At 64.8% G+C, this 19576-nt stretch carries 21 protein-coding genes and 1 tRNA gene; 9 read left to right on the top strand and 13 right to left on the bottom strand.

Features of this window, described 5'->3' with window-relative positions; translation table 11 throughout:
- Positions 1-17 precede the first annotated feature (17 nt).
- Together HK108_RS00290 and HK108_RS00285 are read right to left on the bottom strand one after the other, a co-directional pair.
- Positions 18-1340 carry an Nramp family divalent metal transporter gene (locus HK108_RS00290; protein WP_218973669.1) on the bottom strand — a complete coding sequence of 441 codons (1323 nt, stop codon included), beginning with the start codon at positions 1338-1340 and terminating at the stop codon, positions 18-20.
- A 186-nt stretch (positions 1341-1526) separates the two neighbouring features.
- On the bottom strand, positions 1527-2114 hold the full coding sequence (locus HK108_RS00285; RefSeq protein WP_139469650.1) for a DinB family protein: 588 nt from the start codon (positions 2112-2114) through the stop codon (positions 1527-1529).
- A 51-nt stretch (positions 2115-2165) separates the two neighbouring features.
- Between HK108_RS00285 and HK108_RS00280 the strand changes: the two genes are divergently transcribed.
- The 5 genes from HK108_RS00280 to HK108_RS00260 all read left to right on the top strand — a co-directional run bounded on the left by HK108_RS00280 (position 2166) and on the right by HK108_RS00260 (position 5704).
- Complete coding sequence (locus HK108_RS00280) at positions 2166-2558, top strand: YidH family protein (protein WP_181270303.1); 393 nt, start codon at positions 2166-2168, stop codon at positions 2556-2558.
- On the top strand, positions 2558-2905 hold the full coding sequence (locus HK108_RS00275) for a DUF202 domain-containing protein (protein ID WP_101545131.1): 348 nt from the start codon (positions 2558-2560) through the stop codon (positions 2903-2905). Before HK108_RS00280 ends, HK108_RS00275 begins: the two co-directional genes overlap by 1 nt.
- Before the next feature lie 140 nt (positions 2906-3045).
- Positions 3046-3363 (top strand): hypothetical protein, encoded by a 318-nt coding sequence (locus HK108_RS00270; protein ID WP_229663872.1) that lies wholly within the window; start codon positions 3046-3048, stop codon positions 3361-3363.
- Between the two features lie 161 nt (positions 3364-3524).
- On the top strand, positions 3525-4451 hold the full coding sequence (locus HK108_RS00265) for an AEC family transporter (protein WP_139469653.1): 927 nt from the start codon (positions 3525-3527) through the stop codon (positions 4449-4451).
- Positions 4452-4519: 68 nt separating this feature from the next.
- Positions 4520-5704 (top strand): TIGR01906 family membrane protein, encoded by a 1185-nt coding sequence (locus HK108_RS00260; protein WP_229663871.1) that lies wholly within the window; start codon positions 4520-4522, stop codon positions 5702-5704.
- Positions 5705-5903: 199 nt separating this feature from the next.
- On the opposite strand, the gene ppk2 is transcribed toward HK108_RS00260, so the two are convergent.
- Complete coding sequence (gene ppk2 / locus HK108_RS00255) at positions 5904-6806, bottom strand: polyphosphate kinase 2 (protein WP_139469655.1); 903 nt, start codon at positions 6804-6806, stop codon at positions 5904-5906.
- Positions 6807-6873: 67 nt separating this feature from the next.
- Entirely contained in the window at positions 6874-8160 is a 1287-nt protein-coding gene (locus HK108_RS00250; protein ID WP_172168655.1) for an MFS transporter, read from the bottom strand.
- A 90-nt stretch (positions 8161-8250) separates the two neighbouring features.
- Here HK108_RS00250 and HK108_RS00245 point away from each other — a divergent pair.
- Both HK108_RS00245 and HK108_RS00240 read left to right on the top strand, forming a co-directional pair.
- Positions 8251-8327 (top strand) — tRNA-Leu (locus HK108_RS00245).
- Between the two features lie 65 nt (positions 8328-8392).
- Complete coding sequence (locus HK108_RS00240) at positions 8393-8836, top strand: hypothetical protein (protein ID WP_139469657.1); 444 nt, start codon at positions 8393-8395, stop codon at positions 8834-8836.
- A gap of 124 nt (positions 8837-8960) precedes the next feature.
- Here the strand turns inward: HK108_RS00240 and HK108_RS00235 are convergent, their stop codons facing one another.
- Complete coding sequence (locus tag HK108_RS00235) at positions 8961-9356, bottom strand: winged helix-turn-helix transcriptional regulator (RefSeq protein ID WP_219922142.1); 396 nt, start codon at positions 9354-9356, stop codon at positions 8961-8963.
- Between the two features lie 118 nt (positions 9357-9474).
- On the opposite strand from HK108_RS00235, the gene HK108_RS00230 reads away from it, so the two are divergent.
- Positions 9475-10080 (top strand): NAD(P)-dependent oxidoreductase, encoded by a 606-nt coding sequence (locus HK108_RS00230; protein ID WP_139469658.1) that lies wholly within the window; start codon positions 9475-9477, stop codon positions 10078-10080.
- Positions 10081-10196: 116 nt separating this feature from the next.
- Here HK108_RS00230 and HK108_RS00225 read toward each other — a convergent pair whose 3' ends face one another.
- From HK108_RS00225 to HK108_RS00205, 5 genes are all read right to left on the bottom strand, one after another.
- Entirely contained in the window at positions 10197-11570 is a 1374-nt protein-coding gene (locus HK108_RS00225; protein WP_139469659.1) for an NAD(P)/FAD-dependent oxidoreductase, read from the bottom strand.
- A gap of 91 nt (positions 11571-11661) precedes the next feature.
- On the bottom strand, positions 11662-12906 hold the full coding sequence (locus tag HK108_RS00220; RefSeq protein ID WP_229663870.1) for a S8 family peptidase: 1245 nt from the start codon (positions 12904-12906) through the stop codon (positions 11662-11664).
- On the bottom strand, positions 12903-13850 hold the full coding sequence (locus HK108_RS00215) for a Ppx/GppA phosphatase family protein (RefSeq protein WP_181270301.1): 948 nt from the start codon (positions 13848-13850) through the stop codon (positions 12903-12905). The genes HK108_RS00220 and HK108_RS00215 overlap by 4 nt, the downstream gene beginning before the upstream one ends.
- 8 nt (positions 13851-13858) lie before the next feature.
- Positions 13859-14386 carry a DUF501 domain-containing protein gene (locus HK108_RS00210; RefSeq protein WP_181270300.1) on the bottom strand — a complete coding sequence of 176 codons (528 nt, stop codon included), beginning with the start codon at positions 14384-14386 and terminating at the stop codon, positions 13859-13861.
- A complete protein-coding gene (locus HK108_RS00205) occupies positions 14386-14880 on the bottom strand; it encodes an FtsB family cell division protein (RefSeq protein ID WP_172168647.1) in 495 nt (164 codons plus the stop codon). The genes HK108_RS00210 and HK108_RS00205 overlap by 1 nt, the downstream gene beginning before the upstream one ends.
- Before the next feature lie 487 nt (positions 14881-15367).
- Here HK108_RS00205 and HK108_RS00200 point away from each other — a divergent pair, with 487 nt between their 5' ends.
- Positions 15368-16465, top strand: a complete 1098-nt coding sequence (locus HK108_RS00200; RefSeq protein WP_181270299.1) for a DUF559 domain-containing protein — start codon at positions 15368-15370, stop codon at positions 16463-16465.
- Positions 16466-16911: 446 nt separating this feature from the next.
- Here HK108_RS00200 and eno read toward each other — a convergent pair whose 3' ends face one another.
- The 3 genes from eno to HK108_RS00185 form a co-directional block, all read right to left on the bottom strand.
- Positions 16912-18192, bottom strand: coding sequence for a phosphopyruvate hydratase (eno, locus tag HK108_RS00195; protein WP_139907336.1), 1281 nt, complete (start codon positions 18190-18192; stop codon positions 16912-16914).
- Positions 18193-18268: 76 nt separating this feature from the next.
- A complete protein-coding gene (locus HK108_RS00190; protein ID WP_181270298.1) occupies positions 18269-19111 on the bottom strand; it encodes a tyrosine-protein phosphatase in 843 nt (280 codons plus the stop codon).
- Positions 19108-19557 carry a MazG nucleotide pyrophosphohydrolase domain-containing protein gene (locus tag HK108_RS00185; protein WP_229663869.1) on the bottom strand — a complete coding sequence of 150 codons (450 nt, stop codon included), beginning with the start codon at positions 19555-19557 and terminating at the stop codon, positions 19108-19110. The genes HK108_RS00190 and HK108_RS00185 overlap by 4 nt, the downstream gene beginning before the upstream one ends.
- Between the last annotated feature and the right edge of the window lie 19 nt (positions 19558-19576).

The following is a 19576-nucleotide window of genomic DNA, read 5'->3' as shown; positions in this document are numbered from 1 at the left end:
GGCCCCGCCCAGGCGGGTTACTCCCCGCCGCCCCAGAGTGGGGCGAGCGCCGAGTAGAGCTGCTGGATGCCGAGGATGATGAACAGCAGTGCCGTGATCGCCAGAGCGATGTTCGTGTGCAGCTTGTTGGCCCATTCCTTGGGGATCTTCTTGCCGTTGAGGAGCCCGAGCAGAGTGACTGCGAGGAACGGCATGAACAGCGAGCCGAGGACGCCGTAGGCGAGGATGAGTCCGATCGGTTTGCCGAGGATGAACAGCAGCATCGGCGGGAACGTCAGCCACAGCACATAGAACTTGAAGTACTTGCCGCCGGTCAGGGTGTCGGGATGTCCGCCCGGCTTCTTGCGCATATGGCCCCAGAAGTCGGCGAACATCAGGGACACTCCGTTCCAGACTCCGATGATCGAGGAGAAGGAAGCGGCCCAGAATCCGACGAGGAAGCCGATGCCCACGACCTCGCCGTAGCGGGCTTTGAGGACGTCGGCGAGGTCGAGCAGTCCCTTGTCCTCGGCAGAGATCGAGACTCCCGCGGCACGGACGACCTCGGCACCGACGATGAGCATAGCGATGACGAAGATGCCGGTCATCACGTAGGCCATCGAGTTGTCGATGCGCATCACCCGCATCCACTTCGGAGTGTGCCAGCCCTTCTCACGCAGCCAGTAGCCGTAGGCGGCCAGGGTGATGGTGCCGCCGACGCCTCCGGCGAGCGCGAGCGTGTAGATCACTCCGCCCTCGGGGATGATGGGGATCAGTCCGGTGAGCATATCGGGAATGTTCGGGGCGGCGATGATCGCCAGTCCCACGACGGTGATGAACATGATCCCGACGAGGACGGCGGTGATCTTCTCGAACACGCCGTAGCGGCCGAACCACACCATGACGAAGCCGGCCAGGCCCATGAGCACCGACCACACTGTGAGGTTGAGGCCGGGGAAGAGCGCGGCCAGCGGAAGCGCCGCCGAACTCATCGCCGTGGCTCCGTAGACGAAGCCCCAGATGATGATGTACGGCCCGAAGTACCACGTGGTCCAGCGGCCGAGCGATCGCCACCCCTCGAAGATCGTCTTGCCGGTCGCGAGGCTGAACCTGCCGGCTCCTTCGACGAGGACGATCTTGAGGATGACGCCGACGATCACTGCCCACAGCAGTCCGTAGCCGAACTGGCTGCCGGCCACCAGGGTCGCCACCATATCCGCGGCACCGACGCCGGTGGCCGCGACGACGAGGCCGGGACCGATGACCTTCCATTTGGCCGGGCCGGAGGCCTCTTCGATTCCGGAAACGGTCTCTGCGTCGCCCCCGTAGCCGGGGCCGGAACCGTTCGACTGCTCACTCATGGAGTTTTTCGCTTTCATCTTCGGCCGCGCACAGACTCACCGAGCGGTCGGGGATCCTCCATCGGGTTCTCCCGCATTTCGGCGGCGCAGCGGTCTCAGCATGTCCACAGTCATGATAGGTGACAACGGCGCTGTCGTGTCATCGGTCACCATCCCTCGCGACGGTCGGCCCCGTCCCGCCGCGCCTCAGAAACGGTCGGCGATGGTTCGCAGGCGTTCGAGATACGTGTCGTGGTCGAAGTCCTCCGGCAGGTTCGGAGCTGCCTCGGAGAGTCCGGCGGCGCCGTCGATGCCTTCCCGGACAATGTCGATCTGGCCCACATGCCGGGTGAGGTCGACGAGGACGTGGACCATGATCTGTCCCAAGGTGGTCTCGTCGCGGCCCGTGGGCCAATGCGGCACCCGTCCCGGCGAATCCAGGCTGAGCGAGTCGATGGTCTCGTCGGCGAAGTCTGAGACGCGAGTGTAGAAGTCGAGCAGATACGCGGTCGTCTCGGACTCGGTCGCGCACCAGTCGGCCTGCGGATCGAGGTCGATGTCCGCGTCGCTGACGACCTCTTCCCGGTTCGGCCAGGTTCGGCCGAAAGTGTCGCCGAAGTAGACGATCTCGACCTGTGCCATGTGTTTGAGTGCGCCGAGGAGGTTGAATCCGGTCGGGGTGCGCGGCCACCTCAGGGACCTCTCATCGAGTCCGGACAGCTTCCATCGCAGGTTCGTCCGACCCCGGCGCAGGGACTGCTGCAGGAAGGACTTCATCGTCTCGTCGTCGCTCATGAGCATAGGCTTCCACACCATCTCTGCGCCGTCTACGGTTATCCTCGAAGGGTGAGTGAGAACTATTCGTCGCAGGACTCCCGCAGCCGCATCGCCCGACGGGTCTTCCCCGACGGAGTCGACCCCGATCCTCGCTTCACCCTGGCCAACGAGCGGACCTTCCTGTCCTGGATCCGCACCGCGTTGGCGTTCATCGGCGGCGGAATCGCCGTCGAGGCCTTCACCTCGGAGATCTTCGGCACCGGTCTGCGGGCGACCCTGTCGATCGTGCTCATGGTCATCGGCTTCATCCTCGCCGCCGGTGCCGCCGTCCGCTGGCATCGCATCGAATCGGCGATGCGTCGCAAGACCTCGCTGCCGCTGCCGCTCATCATCCCCATCGTCAGCCTCGCCTCGGCGCTGGGAGCCGGTCTCCTCGTCCTGGTGTTCGCCGGCCTACTGTGATGCCGACCCGCTCACCGCGACCGCAGCCGCATGACGATCCGGCTCTGCAGCCGGAACGCACCGTCCAATCATGGCTGCGCACGAGTCTGACGATGACGGTCGTCAGCCTCATCTTCATGCGCTTCATCCACGTCTTCCAAGGCTGGTCGGTGGCGCTCTTCGTCGTGTGCATGGGCATGGCTATCGTCGCCATCGCCATGCAGGTCAGACGCTACCGGCTAGGTTCGGTCTCGATTCGGGCCGAACGCGGTCGGCCGTCGCCGTGGGCGGTCATCTTCCTCACCACCTCGGTGTGCCTCATTTCGGTGCTGAGCATCGCCTCGGTCATCAAGATCAGCCTGTTCTGAGGCTCTCCACCCGCTCAACTTCCCAGACCTCCTGATCGGCATCCCACCTGCTCCCGCCCGACATCGCGCACACCTGCTGCGCATGCCGCGTTATGAGACCGCCGTCCGGTCCGCTGAACTGCACGCCTAAACTGGTGCGTATGAAGGATGCACGCGAAGTCTCCACCGCCCCACTCGTCGCCGTCGGCCTCATCGGCGGCTTCCTCACCGCCCGCGAGACCGGGATCCGCCCCCTCGGCGGAGTCGTCCTCGCCGCAGCGGGTGCCTACGCCGCCCGCTCCTGGTATGTGAAGAAGGGCTGGCCCGCCGCCACCGGACTGAGCTTGGCCTACCTCGGCGGGTTCGGTGCCTCCCATCCCCTGGCGAAGAAGATCGGCGCATGGCCGGCCGTGTTCGCCGTCAGTGCGGTCAGCGCCGCAGCCTCCTATGTCGTCTCCGATATCGCCGAGGCGGACTGACCCCACCGCCGAGGAGGCCCGACCTCCGCACCCCGCCGCGGATTCCGCCCGGCGACGATCCCGACCGTCCCGAACTGATACCCGCTCTACGGGACTGACACCAGCCGCACCAGACTGACCGCGGCACTCCCAGACGCAGGAAGCGAGGAACCGAGCAGCCCATGCTGGCCGTATTCGAAGGTTTCGCCGTCATCGCCGGAGTCATTCTGGTCGGGTTCGTCCTCGGCCGCTCCGGCGTTCTCGGTCCGCACGGTCAGCAGGTCATCGCGAAGCTCGTCTTCTACGCCGGCACCCCGACGCTGCTCTATATCACAGTCTCCGAGACCGACCTCGGGCTGATCTTCAACACCGCGCTCTTCGCCACCGGCGGCTCGGCGCTCATCGTCGGTGCCGCTCTCTTCGTCCTCACTAAGTGGATCAGAAAGCGCAGCACCGGGGAGGCGATGTTCTCCGCGTGGGCGACCAGCTACGTCAACATCGGCAATCTCGGCATCCCGATCGCCGCCTATGTCCTCCGCGACATCGGCTATGTCGCCCCGGTCCTGCTCTTCCAGCTGCTCGTCCTCGCCCCCATCGGCATGGCCGTGCTCGACGGTGCGGGCAAGAAGCAACATGATTCGCACTGGTACTCCGCGATCCTCCAAGTGCTCAAGAACCCCATCGTCCTCGGTGCTGCAGCCGGTGTGGCCGCCTCGGCGACGGGCTTCGAGCTGCCGCGCTTCGTCTTCGAGCCCATCGACATGATCGGCGCCACCGCGGTCCCGGGTGCCCTGTTGGCGTTCGGCATCTCGCTTAAGGACGGGTGGGGAATCCCCGTCAAGGGCAGCCGCGCACAGCTGAGCTACATCACCGGCGCCAAACTCATCGCTCAACCGGTCATCGCGTGGGCCATCGGCGGCCCTCTGCTCGGCTACGACGGGGTCGACCTCTTCGCCATCGTCGTCACCTCCGCGCTGCCGACCGCGCAGAACGTCTACATCTACTCGATGCAGTACCGACAATCCGAGGCGCTCATGCGCGATGCCGTCTTCATCACCACCGTGCTCTCCGTTCCGGCTCTCGTCATCATCGCCGCCCTCCTCGGCTGACTCCGCGAAATCGGCCGCCGTGGCGTGTCCTCCCGGGCTAGGACCCTGTGGTCACTGACAATGGGGATGTGTCCAGAGACGAGAAGCACGAGACCGAAGACCTCCTGAGCAGGCGGATGAGTTCAGGGTCTGCCAGTGCTGCCGATAAGCAGTCGCAGGCCCCTCTGGAGGCGGCCAATGATCCCTCGACCGACACCGAGGCGTTCGATCCGATCACGGATCCCATCGCCGAGGATGCCCCCAAGCATTCCGCGGATGCGAAGCCCTCGACGGGCCCGGTGAGGGTGACTCCCGCCCACTCGACGAATCCGGCCTCTCAGCCCGCGAGCACGCGTACCGCCGATCACACCGCCGCGCAGAAGTCCGCCGGCACGGATTCGGCCGCCGTTTCATCGACAGCCGGGGCATCATCCTCGACCGATACCGGGACCACACGCGAGGTGCCGCAGAATGCGCGCACCGCAGTGATGAGCGAAGCCGATTGGGCCGCCGTGTCGAAGGCGGCGACGTCGACCGATGCCCGCGATCCCGAGGTGCCCGAACGACGCCGGTCCGTGCTCGATGTCATCGGCACAATCTGGATCATGCTCGCCACCCCCTTCGTCCTGTTGGCTCTGGCAGTGCGCTTCGTCGCCTCGGGGATCTTCCTCAAGTTCGAGTACTTCCGGCCCGGCTTCCCGGCCGATCGGTTCGGCTTCAGTGCCGCCGACCGTGAGCACTACGGGACCTATGTCATCGACTACCTGCACAACTTCGATTCCCGGCGCTACCTCGCCGATATCGTCATGCCCAACGGAGAGCCGATCTTCATCTCCGACGAGCTCAGCCATATGGCTGACGTCAAGGGTCTGATCTCGCTGCTCTACCTCGTGGCTCTCGTCGGCATCATCGGATCTGTGCTGTTCGGCATCTACATGTGCCGCAAGAACGGATCGGGCATCCATGCAGGCGTGCGTCTGGGGTCGATCTTCAGCATCATCTTCATGGCCGCTGTCGCCGTTGTCGCCGTCCTCGGCTGGGACAGCTTCTTCCGCGGGTTCCACAAGGTGTTCTTCGCCGATGGGACCTGGGAGTTCTACGCCGATGATTCGCTCATCCGCCTCTTCCCGCCTCAGTTCTGGGTCGATGCGGGCATCGCCGGCGGCGGGCTCTTCGTGCTCCTGGCGATCATCCTCTTCCTGCTCAGCTTCACCGGGCACAAGAAGCGCCGGGCGCTGCGCAAGGCACGGAAGGACGCCGCCGCAGAGATCTGATTCGGTTTCGCCGCAGTCCGGAGCATCGGCCTCCGGCGGCACAGAGGCGCGTCATTGCACAGCGGGTTCGAGTCCCGCTCCACGGTTCCGGCCGGGTGGTCTTTCCCCTTCCACCCGGCCGAATTTCTGTCCGAAATCATCCGCGTATGAGACCAGCGATCTCCGATCCCCCGCCTCGGTGACGGTGGACGACTGCGGGCTAGTCGTCGACGGCGTCGCGGCCGCGGCGGACGAGCAGCGGGTCGGCTTCGTAGACGACCGAGGGGTCTTTGTCCTCATAGTCGAACTGGTTGAGGAAGTAGCGCATCGCGTTGAGGCGGGCGCGTTTCTTGTCATTGCTCTTGATCGTGATCCACGGAGCGTGGTCGGTGTCCGTGCGGCGGAACGTCTCTTCCTTCGCCTCCGTGTAGTCGTCCCAGCGATCGAGGGACTCGAGATCCATCGGTGAGAGCTTCCACCGCCGCACCGGGTCGATCTGACGGATCGCAAACCGGGTCCGCTGCTCTCTCTGGGTCACGGAGAACCAGAACTTCGTGACGTGGACTCCGGAGTCGATGAGCATCTTCTCGAACACCGGAGCCTGTTCCATGAAGGTCTCGTATTCGTCGTCGGTGCAGAATCCCATGACCCTCTCGACGTTGCCCCGGTTGTACCAGGAGCGGTCGAACATGACGATCTCCCCGCTCGTGGGCAGGTGGGAGATGTAGCGCTGGAAGTACCACTGTCCGGCTTCGCGGTCGGAGGGTTTGTTGAGTGCGACGACGCGGGCGGCACGCGGGTTGAGGTGTTCGGTGAAGCGTTTGATCGTTCCGCCCTTGCCGGCGGCGTCACGACCTTCGAAGACGATGACGTGTTTGGCGCCCGTGTCCTGACCCCAGTACTGGAATTTCAGCAGTTCGACCTGCAGTCTGTACTTCTCGAGTTCGTACTCTTCCCGGTCCATCTGTTCGTCGTACGGGTATCCTTCCCGCCACGTTTCGACGGCCCGGCCCATGGGGTCGATGAGGTGCGGATCCGTGGTCTGACTGTCCTCGACGGTGTACCCTTCGAGGCGGAGTTTGTCGATGTACTCCCGCAGATTCTCTTGGAACAGATTGTTCACGAGATCCTTCCCTTTCGCTGTCGACACCGGGGTGTGCCTCGTGCACGATAATGTGCCGAGATGAATATCAGGTTATGCGATCGACGTCGCGTCGCGGGATGATTCCGACGCTCAACAGTGGGGCGATGGCGATGAGTCCGAAGGACAGCGGGTAGCCGAATGCCGTCACCAGGGCACCGAATCCGGGGCCGAGCAGGGCCGACATGACGAACTGTCCCGTGTTCTGGGCTCCCAGCGCTTTGCCCGACCAGCGCGGTCCGGCGGCTTCGGCGACCGAGGCGAAGGCCAGTCCGTTGTCGGCCACGGAGACGGCTGAGGCGAGGATGAAGACGACTGCGGCGACGGCGGGCAGCTCCGTCAACGACAGGATGGCGATGGCCACGACGACGATCACGGCTGCGACGGCGACGATGCGCATGAGGCCGACGCGGGATCCCGTGCGGTCGGAGAGCGCGCCGACGACCATGCGGCCGACTGCTCCGACGATCTGCGCGATCGCGACGATCGCTCCGGCGGCGCCCGCGCCGATCCCTTGGACGACGATGAGCCAGACGAGTCCGTAGGTGGAGAACGCGAACTGCGGGACGACGAGGAGCGCGGAGACCGCGTGGATGCGCCACAGGAAGGAGTCGCTGCGGTAGGGATTGATCGTCGAGGCGGCGCTGGGCTTCCCCTCCCCCGCCGAGGCGGTGCCCGGTTCGTTCTGTCCGTGTCGTTCCGCCTCCGGTAGGGTGTCGCGGTCGGGGTCGGCCACCTCGGCGCGGGTGGGGGTCGGGTCCGGTGGGTTGCGGATGAGGGCGAAGCAGATGAGGGCGAGGACGCCGGTCACGGCGGCGACGAACCAGAGGTAGGCGGGGAATCCGCCGGCCGCGGCGATCGGTGGGATGGTCACAGCGGCCACGCTCGTGCCCAGTGGTTGGGACATCTGGCGAATGCCCATGGCCAGTCCTCGGCGGTGGCGGGGGAACCAGCCCATGACGACGCGGCCGGATGCAGAGTTGACCGAGGCGGCCGCGGCACCGGAGGCGGCGATGACAATGACCATCCAGATCGGCGAGTCGACGACGAGCACGGCGGCGGCCGAGAAGGCAGCCGTCAGTCCGATGCCCAATGTCATCGCCAGACGTTCGCCGAATCGGTCGGCGAATGCGCCCCAGGCGATGAGGGTGAGGATGAGTCCGAAGCTCGGTGCGGCCGCGACGGTGCCGGCCTGGGTGAGTGTGAACCCGAGGTCGGAGTGCATATAGGGGATGAGGAAGGCGGGTCCGGCGATCGCGATGGTCGCCGCCATCTGCGTGAGGACGCCGACGACGAGGATCACCCAGGCCTGCCGGGTGGGTCCGTTCGTCGTCATCGTTCCAGGTTAGCCGTGTGCCCGGATCGTCCGCGGAATGTCTCAGATCGCGGTGGCCGGGCTTTGCCGATAAAGTGTGTTCTGAGCATTCCCCCTATAGCCCAATCGGCAGAGGCAGTCGACTTAAAATCGATTCAGTGTGGGTTCGAGTCCCACTGGGGGGACCATTCTTCGTCGTCGTCGAGTACCGACCGAGATCGCCGAATCGCGTCGAGTGCGGCATGATCGTCCTATGCCGTTCCTTCTTCTCAGCCCAGGTCAGGCACCGTTGCCGATCGCCTCCGTCGACGATGATCTCGCCCGCAGCCAGCACGGTCCCGCCGTTATCATCACCGCCACCGAGGCGGCCTCCCCCACCGCGACAGACGACTCCACCGCAGCCGATTTCCCTCCGCTGGGTCGCCCGGTCGCCTTCCGTGAAGCTGGAGGCGACTGGACGGAGATCGGCTTCGAGGCAGCCGATCATTGGGTGCAGATGGGTTCGGACCTGCGCAGCCGCCTCGTCGAGGATCATCTTGCGACGCTCAACGTCGCCGAGTTCAAACAGGCGACGAACGGCGGCAGCGCCTCGATCATCACGAACAACTGGGTCTACTCCGGTTCACCTCGGGTCTATCGCGTCGCCGGAGAGCTGCGTGATTTCGTCACCGTGCTCGGACAGCTCTCCCGCGGCTGATCCCTATTGCTGCTCCTCCGCAGTACGAGTGTGACAGCATCCGCCACACTCGACTGGTCGACATGCGACCCATCGTCTCTGCCGAAACGCCCGCACCAGCCGCCGGTTGACCGTTAGGCTCCGGTCACCGGAACGCTCGCAATCCCGCGGACGCATGTGCCTCGTCATGGCGGTCCCGGTTCTCGACGATCTCCGCGACGTTGGCCTCCGCCCACTTCCGAAGCGCGGCCACAGGATCCTGCAGCGATCGCCCGAGATCGGTGAGCGAGTATTCCACCCGCGGTGGCACCTCGCCGAAGACCTCGCGCTCGATGAGGCCATCGGCGACAAGCGATCGCAGGGTCGAGGTCAGCACCTTCGGGGTGATCCCGCCGATGGCCAGCCGGATCTCGTTGAAACGCTTCGGACCGGAATCGAGAATGTCGACGATAAGCACCGTCCACTTGTCTCCGACGCGATCGAGAACCACTCGGGTCGGACATTCAGGGTCGAAGGCATCGCCTTCCCAGCGAACTTTCATACTCATAGCCCAATAGTATCCTTGAGGTACTCGATATCCAAAAGATACCTTAGGAGAGTCAGACTACGACATCCACCGTGCACCGCAGTCGCGCCGCACGAAGAACGAAGGGACTCTTATGAAGATCGCACTCTTTGGAGCATCGGGAATGATCGGCTCTCGCGTCGTCGCCGAGGCGGCCTCTCGCGGGATCGAGGTCACCGCCATCACCCGCTCCGGCACCGAGGTGGCCGGAGCGACCCGCTCAGTCGCCGGCGACATGGCCGATGCGGAGCTCGGAGCACGCATGGCCGCCGATCACGATGTCATCGTCTCCACCACCGGACCCAGCCGCACGGGCGGGGACCACCAGGAATGGCTCGAAGCTCTGTCGGCCCTGGCGAAGGCCAGCGGCGATACGCGACTGTTCGTCGTCGGCGGTGCCGGTTCCCTGTTCGCCGGGGACACGATGCTCAAGGACACCGAGGGCTTTCCTCCCGCGTACAAGGCTGAGGCAGAGACCGGCACGAAGGCCCTCGAGCTTCTTCGTGCCGCGAACCCGTCCCCGTGGACGCTCATCTCCCCCGCCCCGGAGATCGCTCCGGGTGAGCGCACCGGTTCCTACAATGTCGAGCTCGAGGTGCCCGCGGGCGACTCGATCTCGGCCGAGGACTTCGCCGTAGCCATGGTCGATGAGATCGCCGAGCCTGCGCACATCGACGCCCGCTTCACCGTGGCGAACTGAGCAGGACGCACTCGCAGCAGGGCCTGCAGATATGACTGACGCCGGGGATGCATCTGCATCCCCGGCGTCAGTCGTCTCATCAGGGCTTGTCGCCGGATGGCACCGGCTGCCTCAAGTCAGGCCTTGGCAGGCTCCTTCTTCGGAGCCGGCTTCGAGTTGGCGGCCTCGACGAAGTTCTTGCGCGGAACATCGAGGTCTGCCAGCGGCATGGCGTCGCGGCCGAGGACGGCGCTGACGAACCAGTTGCCGAAGACCCTGACCTTGCGGTCCATGGTCGGGATCGCGTAGCCGTGGTAGGCGCGGTGCATGAGCCAGGCGAGGAGTCCGCGGGCTTCGAAGTCACCCATCTGCGAAACACCCTTGTACAGGCCCAGGCCTGCGACCGTACCGATGGTCTTGTGGAAGTACTGCTTGAACTCGGTCTCTCCGCGCAGTGCGGCGAGCACGTTGGCAGCCAGCACCGGAGCCTGACGCACAGCATGCTGAGCGTTGGGCACGCAGAAGCCTGCCACTCCGCCGCCGGACAGGTCGGGAACCGCGGCGTTGTCGCCGGCAGCCCAAGCGCCCTCGACGACACCGTCATCGCCCTCGACCCGCAGGTCGGCGCGTACGGTGACGTTGCCGCGTTCGTTGATCGGCAGGTCGGAGTCGATGAGCATCGGGTTGGCCTTGACACCGGCGGACCACACAATAGTGTCGGCGTCGAACTCTTCGCCGTTCGAAAGCTTGACGTGCTTGTCGGTGCAGTCCTGGAGGAAGGTCTCGAGGTAGACGTCGATTCCGCGTTCGCGCATGTGCTCGACGACCCAACGGGCCTGAGCTTCGCCGACCTCGGGCATGACGCGGCCGAGGGCCTCGACGAGGACGAAGCGGACATCGGCTTCGGTCAGCGTCTCGTACTGGGCGATGGCCGAGCGGACCATGTCCTCGAGTTCGGTCAGCAGCTCGATGCCGGCGAATCCGCCGCCGACGAAGACGAAGGTCAGAGCCTTGCGACGCTCCTCGTCGTCCTCCATGAGTGCGGCGTCGGCGAGGCGGGAGAGGAGGTGGTCGCGCAGGGCGACGGCTTCCTCGATGCGCTTGAGCGCGATCGCATTCTCCTTCAGGCCCGGGATCGGCAGCGCACGGGCAACCGAACCGGAGGCGAGGATGATGTGGTCGTAGTCGAGTTCGAACGCTTCATCGTTCTCGGGTTCGATGGTGGCGAACTTCTCGGCGTGGTTGATCGAGGTGACCTTCGCGGTGATGACCTCGGCACCCGGCAGGTTGCGGCGCAGCGGCACCACAGCGTGACGAGGCTCGATCGACCCGGCTGCCACCTCGGGGAGGAACGGCAGGTAGGTCATGTACGGGTTGGGATCGACCACGGTGACGGTGGCTTCGCCCCGACCGAGGTTCTTCAGCAGATTCTGAGCGGCGAGCAGGCCGACCGAGCCGCCACCGACAACGAGGATTCGTGGACGCAGTTTTGAGTTTCTGATGAGTGCCATAATCCCATGCTAGACCCTTGTGAAAACTTTCACTAATTGTTTGTCCCACGGACTCGAACGCCCCAGATCAGAGCAGTTTCTGCACCTGGCCTCAGTGGCGACGGCGGGCGAAGGAGACGATCGAGATGATCATGAGGACCACGGCGATCAGGGCTCCGGCCCCGAGGACGGCGAAGCCGAGTGTCGGTGTCGACTGCGTGGCGACGATATCGGTCGGAGCGAGAGCCTTCGGGCTCTCGGTCTCATCCGGTGCGGCGGTTTCGGTCTCTTCTGACTTCGCATCCCCGCGACGATGCATCTTCACCCAATCCGCCAGCTCATCCTCGGCGGAGGAGACGTTCTTGGGCGCTTTCGCCTTGATGGCGCTCTGCGGGTCGACGCGCCCCCAGCCGACGATCGGGTCGGGCTTGCCCTTCTTGCTCACGCCCTTGTGACCGTCCACCGGTTTGGCACTCGACTGCAGTATGGCTCGCACCTCATCGGCGCTGAGGTCGGGGTTCTCGGAGCGGATGAGCGCTGCCACACCGGACACGACGGGTGAGGCGAACGAGCAGCCTTGGCCTTCGGCGTAGCCGCCGCTGTAGTACGGAATGGGAATGTCCTTGGCCGGACCCATGAGGTCGACGGCGGTGCCGGGTGCGGTGGAGTCGTCGAGGACCTTCCCGTTCTGGTCGAGTCCGCCCACCCCGATGACGCCCGGAACCGTCGACGGCGACCATGCCTGGGTCGCTCCCTGTGAGGCGTTGCCGACGCAGGCGACGACGAGCACGTCCTTCTTGTAGGCGTAGGCGAAGGATTCGTCCCAGCTCTCCGGCCAGCCCGGATCGTCCCATCCCAAGGACATGTTGATGACCTTCGCACCGGAGTCGACAGCCCATCGGATGGCTTCATCGGCCTGTTCTCGAGTCGATCCGGATTCCTTGGGGCGGTCGGGACCCAGCCACATCGATGCCGACAGGATCTCGGCGTCCGGGGCGACGCCGGTCGGCCCGGCACCGACTCCTCGGCCGGCGATGACTCCGGCCACGGCGGTGCCGTGGTGGATCGTGGTCTTCCCTCCCAGCGGGGTCTTTCCGTCCTTGCCCAGTCCGCTGAAGTCCTTGGACTTCTTCACGACGCCCTTGAGGTCTTCGTGGTCGGAGTTGACGCCGGAGTCGATCACTGCGACTTTGACGCCCTTGCCCGTGGATTTCTTCCAGACCTTGTCGATTCCGTAGTCTTTGATGAACCACTGGCCGGGTCCGGCCTTCGGCGCGGCCATGACGGGTTGGGTGGTACCGACGACGAGTCCGAGGACGACGGTCGTGACGGCGAGGAGTCGCGCGGCGGCTCTCACGAGCTCGTCAGCGCGAGGTCGAGCGCGGTCCCGTCGAGGATGTCGGTTTCGGAGATCCGAATATCCAGCGATCCTCCGGCGGCCGCCACGGCTTGGTCGAAGCGGGCGACGATCCTGGCGAAGAGCAGCGATCCGGCGCCGATGACGTCGACGCGTCCGGGATGCATATACGGCAGGTCCGTGCGTGCCTGGCGGTCCATGGCCAGAAGCTTTCGGGATTCGTCAGCGACGTCGGCGACGCTGATATGTGCTCCGTGGATGCGCTCTCGCTGGTAGCTTTCGAGTCCGAGGATGCCTGCGGTGATGGTGGTGACGGTGCCGGCGACTCCGATGAAAGTGCGCGGGGCCGCGAAGTCGACGATCTGCGCGGCCTGGTCGAGCTGGCCGTCTATATCGGCCAGAGCTGCCTGGATCTGGTCCTGGCTGGGAGTTTCGACCGGCATGTGCCGTTCGGTCAGACGCACCGACCCGATGTCCATGCTCACGGCCGCCTGGACATCGTCTCGGCCGAGGACGAGTTCGGTCGAGCCGCCGCCGAGGTCCATGACGACATAGGGTCCGTCAGCATCCGTGAGGCCGACAGTGGCGCCGAGGAAGGACAGCCGGGCCTCCTCTTCACCGGCGATGACGTCGGGGACGACGCCGAGGATCGAGAAGATCCCGGCGAAGAACTCATCGCGATTCTTCACGTCGCGGCTGGCCGAGGTCGCGACGAATCTCAGCTTCTCCGGCCGGTACTCGGCGGCCACCTCGGCGAATTCCTTCGCCACGGCGAAGGTGCGCTCGAGCGCCTCAGGTGCGAACTCGCCGGTGGCGTCGACACCTTGGCCGAGACGGACGATCCGGGTTTCGCGACGCAGGTCGGTGAGGGTGCCGTCGGCGGCGACATCGGCGATGAGCAGGCGCAGGGAGTTCGTCCCGCAGTCGAAGGCAGCAACACGCATGGCAGGTCCTAGTCGGTGGATTCGGTGGTGGCAGCGGTCTCGGCCAGCGGAGGCACATCGTTCATGAACGACAGTGCGCGGTCGCCGATGGGGTTGATGCCGAGCCCGGCGGACAGCGAGTGGCCGACGAGGGCGTGGAGGCATTTGACCCGGTTCGGCATTCCGCCTGCGGAGTAATCCTTGATCTCTTCAACTTCCGCCAGGCCCGCTGCGGAGCCGATCTCAGAGCGGACGTCGAGGTAGGCCCGGTGTGCGGCGGCGTAGGCGGCAGCGAGCTCTTCGTCTTCGCCGATCTCCGCAGTCCATTCGGCCATGATTCCCGAGGCTTCCAGCCGCGAGCATTCGGCCACGTAGGCAGGATGGGTGAGGTAGAAGGTCGTCGGGAACGGCGTGCCGTCCTCGAGGCGCGGAGCGGTGGCGACGACGAGGGGTTCACCGGATGCGCTGCGGGCGGCGATGCCGAAGACGCCTCGGGGAATGCGCCCGAGTTGGTCTTGGAGGACAGCGAAATCCGCCTCGGTGCACTCTGTGATCATCAGCTCTTCTCCACGGTGTTGCCGGTCTCCTGAATGGACTCCAGCAACTCAAGGTACCAGGCCTGCTTGCGAACCGGCCGTTCGGGCTCGGATTCCTCGTCGACGGCCTCTTGATTCGTGACGATGACCGCGTTCTTGCCCTTTTCCACGTAGTACTGGTCTTCGCGGGCCTTGCGCTTGATGTAGGCGGGGTCTCTGAGGTTCTCGTTCTTCTCTTCGAGGCTCTTGACCTCGGCTTTCGTCGTCTCGATCTCGTTATTCAGGGCCGCGATCTGCTGGGCCTGTTTGAGTGCGGAGTTCAGGGGCGAGAGGAACGCGAGGAGGACGGCTGCGACGACGAGGAGGAAGATTCCCGTGCGCACCGACATGCGGCGGCCACGCGCCTCGGCGTCCGTGCCGGCATCGGCTTCGATGACCGGTTTCGGGCGTCGACGAGGGGTGGCTTTGCCAGGAGCCGATTTCGGGGCACTTCGTCTGGGCTTGCTCGGGACCATGCTTCTTTCCTCTGCGACTGGGGATCGGGGAAGAGTGTCGCAACATCTCCAAGTGTGCCGTGTCCGCATTCCCTGCGCGAGGATTTCGAGCTCGTGGCGTGTTCGATTCTCACGTATCCTCCGTCACGTCCGGTCCCGCCCACTCCTCCCCCGCGAGCATCTCTCACCTCAGCCCGTGCCCGCCCCAGGAGCCATCTCAGCCTCGCCTCCCGCAGGCATCTCACACCACTACTGCTTCCCCCTCCCCGCAGCCCCAACTCCTACACCCACGACGGCACCTCTCACTCTTGGCAGCAAACCACCTCGCTCCTGCGGTGCGTTATGCGCCTCGGGGTGACGGATGTCCGAAGATCGCCGCCGTCGATCACCTGACCTGCGACCAGTCATCTTGCGAGAGCTCCGCCCGATCAATGCCCTATCCACAGAGTTATCCACAGACAAGAGAGCGCTCATTGCTGTTTGGTTGCGTTTATTGCATTTTAGATGCATGTATAAACTATTGAGCACCGATGACATCCTTCGGCTCGGATTCAACCATGGCGACATCAGGCGCGCCCGCAGATGTTGCCTCCGACGGCTGTCGCGGGGCACATATCTCGTCCGCCACGTCTGCGAACTGGACTTCCATCGCCCGCTCTGGGCGAGCATCGCCGAACAGGTCCACCAGGTCTTCATCGAGCACGGAGTCATCCGCGACGATATCAACGATCTCAACGCCTCGGTGATGGCTCACTTCGCACAACGTGCCGATCGGAGAACCGACGACGCGAAGTCGAACCCACCGGCGGAGATCTTCTCGCACATCTCTGCGGCACTAATCCACAATCTGCCCATCTCCCACCCTGTCACCCACCAGGTCGAGGTCGTCCGGCGGGGCACCAACCGCAAATTCAAGACTATCCACGTCCGCGGCAGCATCATCCCGCAGAACCACCGCGCAACGATCAACGGCGCCGAAGTGACCACACTCGAACGCACACTCATCGACGTCGCCCGCAGCTACAACCTCGACGTCTCTGTGCCGATGATCGATGATGCGCTGCACCGAAAGCTGACCACCAGGGAGAAGATCCTCACGAAACTCGCTCAATGCTTGGAGAAGCGCAATTCCGCGAAAGTGCGACTGGCCATCGATCTGGCTGATTCTCGCCGCGAATCCCCCGCCGAGGCTGTCGCCGCGGTGCGATTCTACGAACACGGGATCACGGGGATGGAACCGCAGGTCACGTTTCACGCCGAATCATTGAGGCGCGATATCCGCGTCGACTTCTGTCACCGCCGGGCTCGTCTCATCATCGAGATCGACGGCATCGGCAAGCTCTATCTCGGTTCAGGTGTCCCCCGCGAGGAGCTCGAACAGGAACGCCGCCGCGAGCAGTGGCTGCGCGACCAAGGTTGGCAGGTGATTCGGATCAGTTGGAAGGAGCTGTTCGAGGAGGCGAAATTCTATGACATCCTCCGGTTCATCCGCCGTGCGCAGAACGCCACCGCCTGGTCCCCACCGCGGGCATCTGTGCCGCAGATGCATCGCGGACCGCAGCGCACCGCCGCGGACCGCCGCACCAGGCGGCACATCGCTGCATAGGGCGAGGCATCCCGCACCGCGGCTGTCGTTCACCCCTATTTCGTCGAGCACACCGTCTCCCATGGTGCGATTGGCAGAGTTTCATCCCGCACCGTTGCCGGCAACTCCTACAGGTGCTCGACCGTCCCTCACCCATAGAGACTCGTCAGAGTGGTGCAACGGTGCAAATTACGAGGAACGCGAGGGATAGTCGCCGGTGGGCGGATATGAGACCACCGGTGACAAATGGTGACGCAGTGAACCGGGCCCGGCAACGGAGAATCGTCGCGACGAGGAGACTTCGCGGTGAGAAATGCGGCCCCGGATGGAGGAAGGCCCGAAGGCGGGAAGACTCGAGACGAGAAGCCTCGGATGAGGGAGGTCCGAAGCTGGAAACCCCGAGGCGGGGCCGGGCGATCATTGTGATCGTCCGGCCCCGCCTCGGGGAGTTCAGAGCCCTGCTCGCCTCAGGCTTCGAAGCGCGGGAAGGCGCTGCGGCCCGCGTAGCGTGCGGCATCTCCGAGCTGCTCTTCGATGCGCAGCAGCTGGTTGTACTTCGCGACGCGCTCCGATCGTGCCGGGGCGCCGGCCTTGATCTGACCGGCGTTGGTCGCCACGGCCAAGTCGGCGATGGTCGTGTCCTCGGTTTCGCCGGAACGGTGCGAGATCATCGTGGTGTAGCCGTTCGTCTGCGCCAGAGACACAGCGTCGAGGGTCTCGGTCAGGGTACCGATCTGGTTGACCTTGACCAGCAGCGAGTTCGCCGTGGCGTTGTCGATACCGCGCTGCAGGCGCTCGGGGTTGGTCACGAACAGGTCGTCGCCGACGAGCTGCACCTTCGAGCCGATCGTCTCGGTCAGGGTCGCCCAGCCGTCCCAGTCGTTCTCATCGAGGGGGTCCTCGATCGACACGAGCGGGTACTTCGCCAGCAGCTCTTCGTAGTAGGCGGCCATCTCCTCGGCGGTCTTCTTGCTGCCTTCGAACTCGTAGGCACCGTCGGCGTAGAACTCCGAGGACGCCACGTCGAGGGCGACGGCGATATCGCGTCCGGGACGGTGCCCGGCGATGTCGATGGCCTCGATGATGAGGTCGAGCGCCGCGGCGTTCGAGTCGAGGTTCGGAGCGAATCCGCCCTCATCGCCGAGTCCGGTCGAGAGTCCGCGTTCCTTGAGCACTCCCTTGAGCGCGTGGTAGACCTCGACGCTCCACTGCAGCGCTTCGTGGAAGCTGGCGGCGCCGATCGGGGCGATCATGAATTCCTGGATGTCGACGTTCGAGTCGGCATGGGATCCGCCGTTGAGGATGTTCATCATCGGCACGGGCATGACGTGCGCATTCGGTCCGCCGAGGTAGCGGTAGAGGGGCAGATCCGCCGAGACCGCTGCCGCGCGGGCCACGGCCAGCGAGGTGCCGAGCATCGCGTTCGCGCCGATGCGGGACTTGTTGTCGGTGCCGTCGAGTTCGATGAGCGCCTGGTCGACGAGACGCTGGTCGTCGCTTTCGAGTCCGACGATGACTTCGTGGATCTCGTCGACGACAGCGTCGACGGCCTGGGTGACGCCCTTGCCCAGGTAGCGCTCGGGATCTCCGTCGCGCAGCTCCACGGCTTCGAATTCTCCGGTGGAGGCACCGGAGGGAACGCCGGCACGACCGACGGACTCATCGGCCAACAGCACTTCCACCTCGACGGTGGGATTTCCCCGGGAATCCAGGATTTCACGGGCGTTTGCGGCAACGATCTCGGCCACTGAGTACTCCTTAGCGTTTGGTTTCACATGGGGAACATGTGCCTGGAGGACAGCTTAATGCACCGCGCGTCCAGGCTCACCCTCGTTCCGGGCCCCGGTTGGGCTCGGATTCGAGCAGGCATTGCCGCAGTCGCTCGGGCGTCGCAGGGTCCATCCCGTGCGCGAGCAGGTAGGCTTCGACTCCCCTTGGCTGTCCCTCGTCCTTCGCCGAGGCGGTCCCGTGCTCGGCCTCGATCCGGTCGAGGACCTCGTGCATGAGTTCGGGAGGCGCAGCGGTGGCGGTCTGGGCGAGGTTGCCGGAGATCCCGGCATCGGAGAAGTTCCTGGTGATCGCCTCGAGGAAACCCCCGGACAGGTGGGTGGAGGTGATCGCATATTCGTCGACGATATCTTGCCGTCCCACACCGAGGAGGTCGAGCAGGAATGCTCCGATCACGCCGGTGCGATCCTTCCCGGCAGAGCAGTGGAACACCACACCATCAGCGCAGTGTTCGGCGATCAGGTCGACGGCGGCGGCCAGCCGGTGACCGAAGTGCGTGATCATGAGTTCGTAGATGCGGCCGAGGCTCCGGTCGCTGAGATCCATTCCCGTCGCCTCGGCGGCGGCTTTCATCTCTTCCCTGCTCAATGGTCGGCTGGGGAAGAAGTGGTCGTCGAAGACGGGCAGCTCGATATGTCGGATGTCGAGGCCGTCGAGCGCATCGGGCAGTTTCGCCCTCTCGCCGATATCGCGCAGATCGATGACGGTGCCGATGCCGAGTTCGCCGATATCGGCGCGCGCTCGATCGCTCAGCTGCGCCAGACCGTCGGCGCGGAACACCTTCCCGGATCGCACTCGGCTCTCCCCGGCCTCGGTGGCGGGCCCTCCGAGGTCACGGAAGTTGAAGGTGCCTTCGATCTCGAGCCTCTCCAGACTCATCGGCTTCCGTCCTCTCCTCGCGCTGCGGCCTTCTCTTCCGCTTTGATCCGGCGGTACTCGCGTTCGACGTCTTCCAACGATGCCATCTCATCTCCGGGATCGTCGGTGAAAGCCAGGGGGTGACGACGGATGAGCTTGGCCTCGAGACCATCGATGATGGCGCCGAGGCTGTGACCGTAGTCTCGCCCGCTGCTTTCATCGAGCAGGGCGGAGTGGAAGAGCACTTGGTAGAACACGTCGCCGAGCTCGTCGACGACGGCCGCCCGATTCTCCGCAGTGGGTTCTGTCGCGAAGTCTTCAAGAGCGACGATGAGTTCATTCGTCTCTTCCCGTGCGTACTTCTCGAGGCTCTGATGATCTTGTCGGCTCGACCAGGGGCACCGTCGTCGCAGAGTCGCCATGGCTTCGATCACCGCTTGGAGTCCCGGTTCGTCACGTTCACCCACGAAATATCCTCCTGCCGGC

This window comes from Brevibacterium sediminis (genome assembly GCF_013623905.1).
In the GTDB taxonomy this organism is placed as follows: Bacteria; Actinomycetota; Actinomycetes; order Actinomycetales; family Brevibacteriaceae; genus Brevibacterium; species Brevibacterium sediminis.
The sequence above is the reverse complement of the archived record's forward strand: the minus strand, read 5'-3'. Positions and strand labels throughout refer to the sequence as shown.

Excerpts from the sequence above, each read along its gene's own strand:
- HK108_RS00290 (WP_218973669.1), bottom strand. The coding sequence starts at position 1,340 with ATGAGTGAGCAGTCGAACGGTTCCGGCCCCGGCTACGGGGGCGACGCA.
- HK108_RS00200 (WP_181270299.1), top strand. The coding sequence starts at position 15,368 with ATGTATAAACTATTGAGCACCGATGACATCCTTCGGCTCGGATTCAAC.
- HK108_RS00250 (WP_172168655.1), bottom strand. The coding sequence starts at position 8,160 with ATGACGACGAACGGACCCACCCGGCAGGCCTGGGTGATCCTCGTCGTC.
- HK108_RS00215 (WP_181270301.1), bottom strand. The coding sequence starts at position 13,850 with ATGCGTGTTGCTGCCTTCGACTGCGGGACGAACTCCCTGCGCCTGCTC.
- HK108_RS00285 (WP_139469650.1), bottom strand. The coding sequence starts at position 2,114 with ATGAGCGACGACGAGACGATGAAGTCCTTCCTGCAGCAGTCCCTGCGC.
- HK108_RS00270 (WP_229663872.1), top strand. The coding sequence starts at position 3,046 with ATGAAGGATGCACGCGAAGTCTCCACCGCCCCACTCGTCGCCGTCGGC.
- HK108_RS00210 (WP_181270300.1), bottom strand. The coding sequence starts at position 14,386 with ATGATCACAGAGTGCACCGAGGCGGATTTCGCTGTCCTCCAAGACCAA.
- HK108_RS00225 (WP_139469659.1), bottom strand. The coding sequence starts at position 11,570 with ATGGCACTCATCAGAAACTCAAAACTGCGTCCACGAATCCTCGTTGTC.
- HK108_RS00235 (WP_219922142.1), bottom strand. The coding sequence starts at position 9,356 with ATGAAAGTTCGCTGGGAAGGCGATGCCTTCGACCCTGAATGTCCGACC.
- HK108_RS00240 (WP_139469657.1), top strand. The coding sequence starts at position 8,393 with ATGCCGTTCCTTCTTCTCAGCCCAGGTCAGGCACCGTTGCCGATCGCC.
- HK108_RS00275 (WP_101545131.1), top strand. The coding sequence starts at position 2,558 with ATGCCGACCCGCTCACCGCGACCGCAGCCGCATGACGATCCGGCTCTG.
- HK108_RS00230 (WP_139469658.1), top strand. The coding sequence starts at position 9,475 with ATGAAGATCGCACTCTTTGGAGCATCGGGAATGATCGGCTCTCGCGTC.
- HK108_RS00205 (WP_172168647.1), bottom strand. The coding sequence starts at position 14,880 with ATGGTCCCGAGCAAGCCCAGACGAAGTGCCCCGAAATCGGCTCCTGGC.
- HK108_RS00265 (WP_139469653.1), top strand. The coding sequence starts at position 3,525 with ATGCTGGCCGTATTCGAAGGTTTCGCCGTCATCGCCGGAGTCATTCTG.
- HK108_RS00190 (WP_181270298.1), bottom strand. The coding sequence starts at position 19,111 with ATGAGTCTGGAGAGGCTCGAGATCGAAGGCACCTTCAACTTCCGTGAC.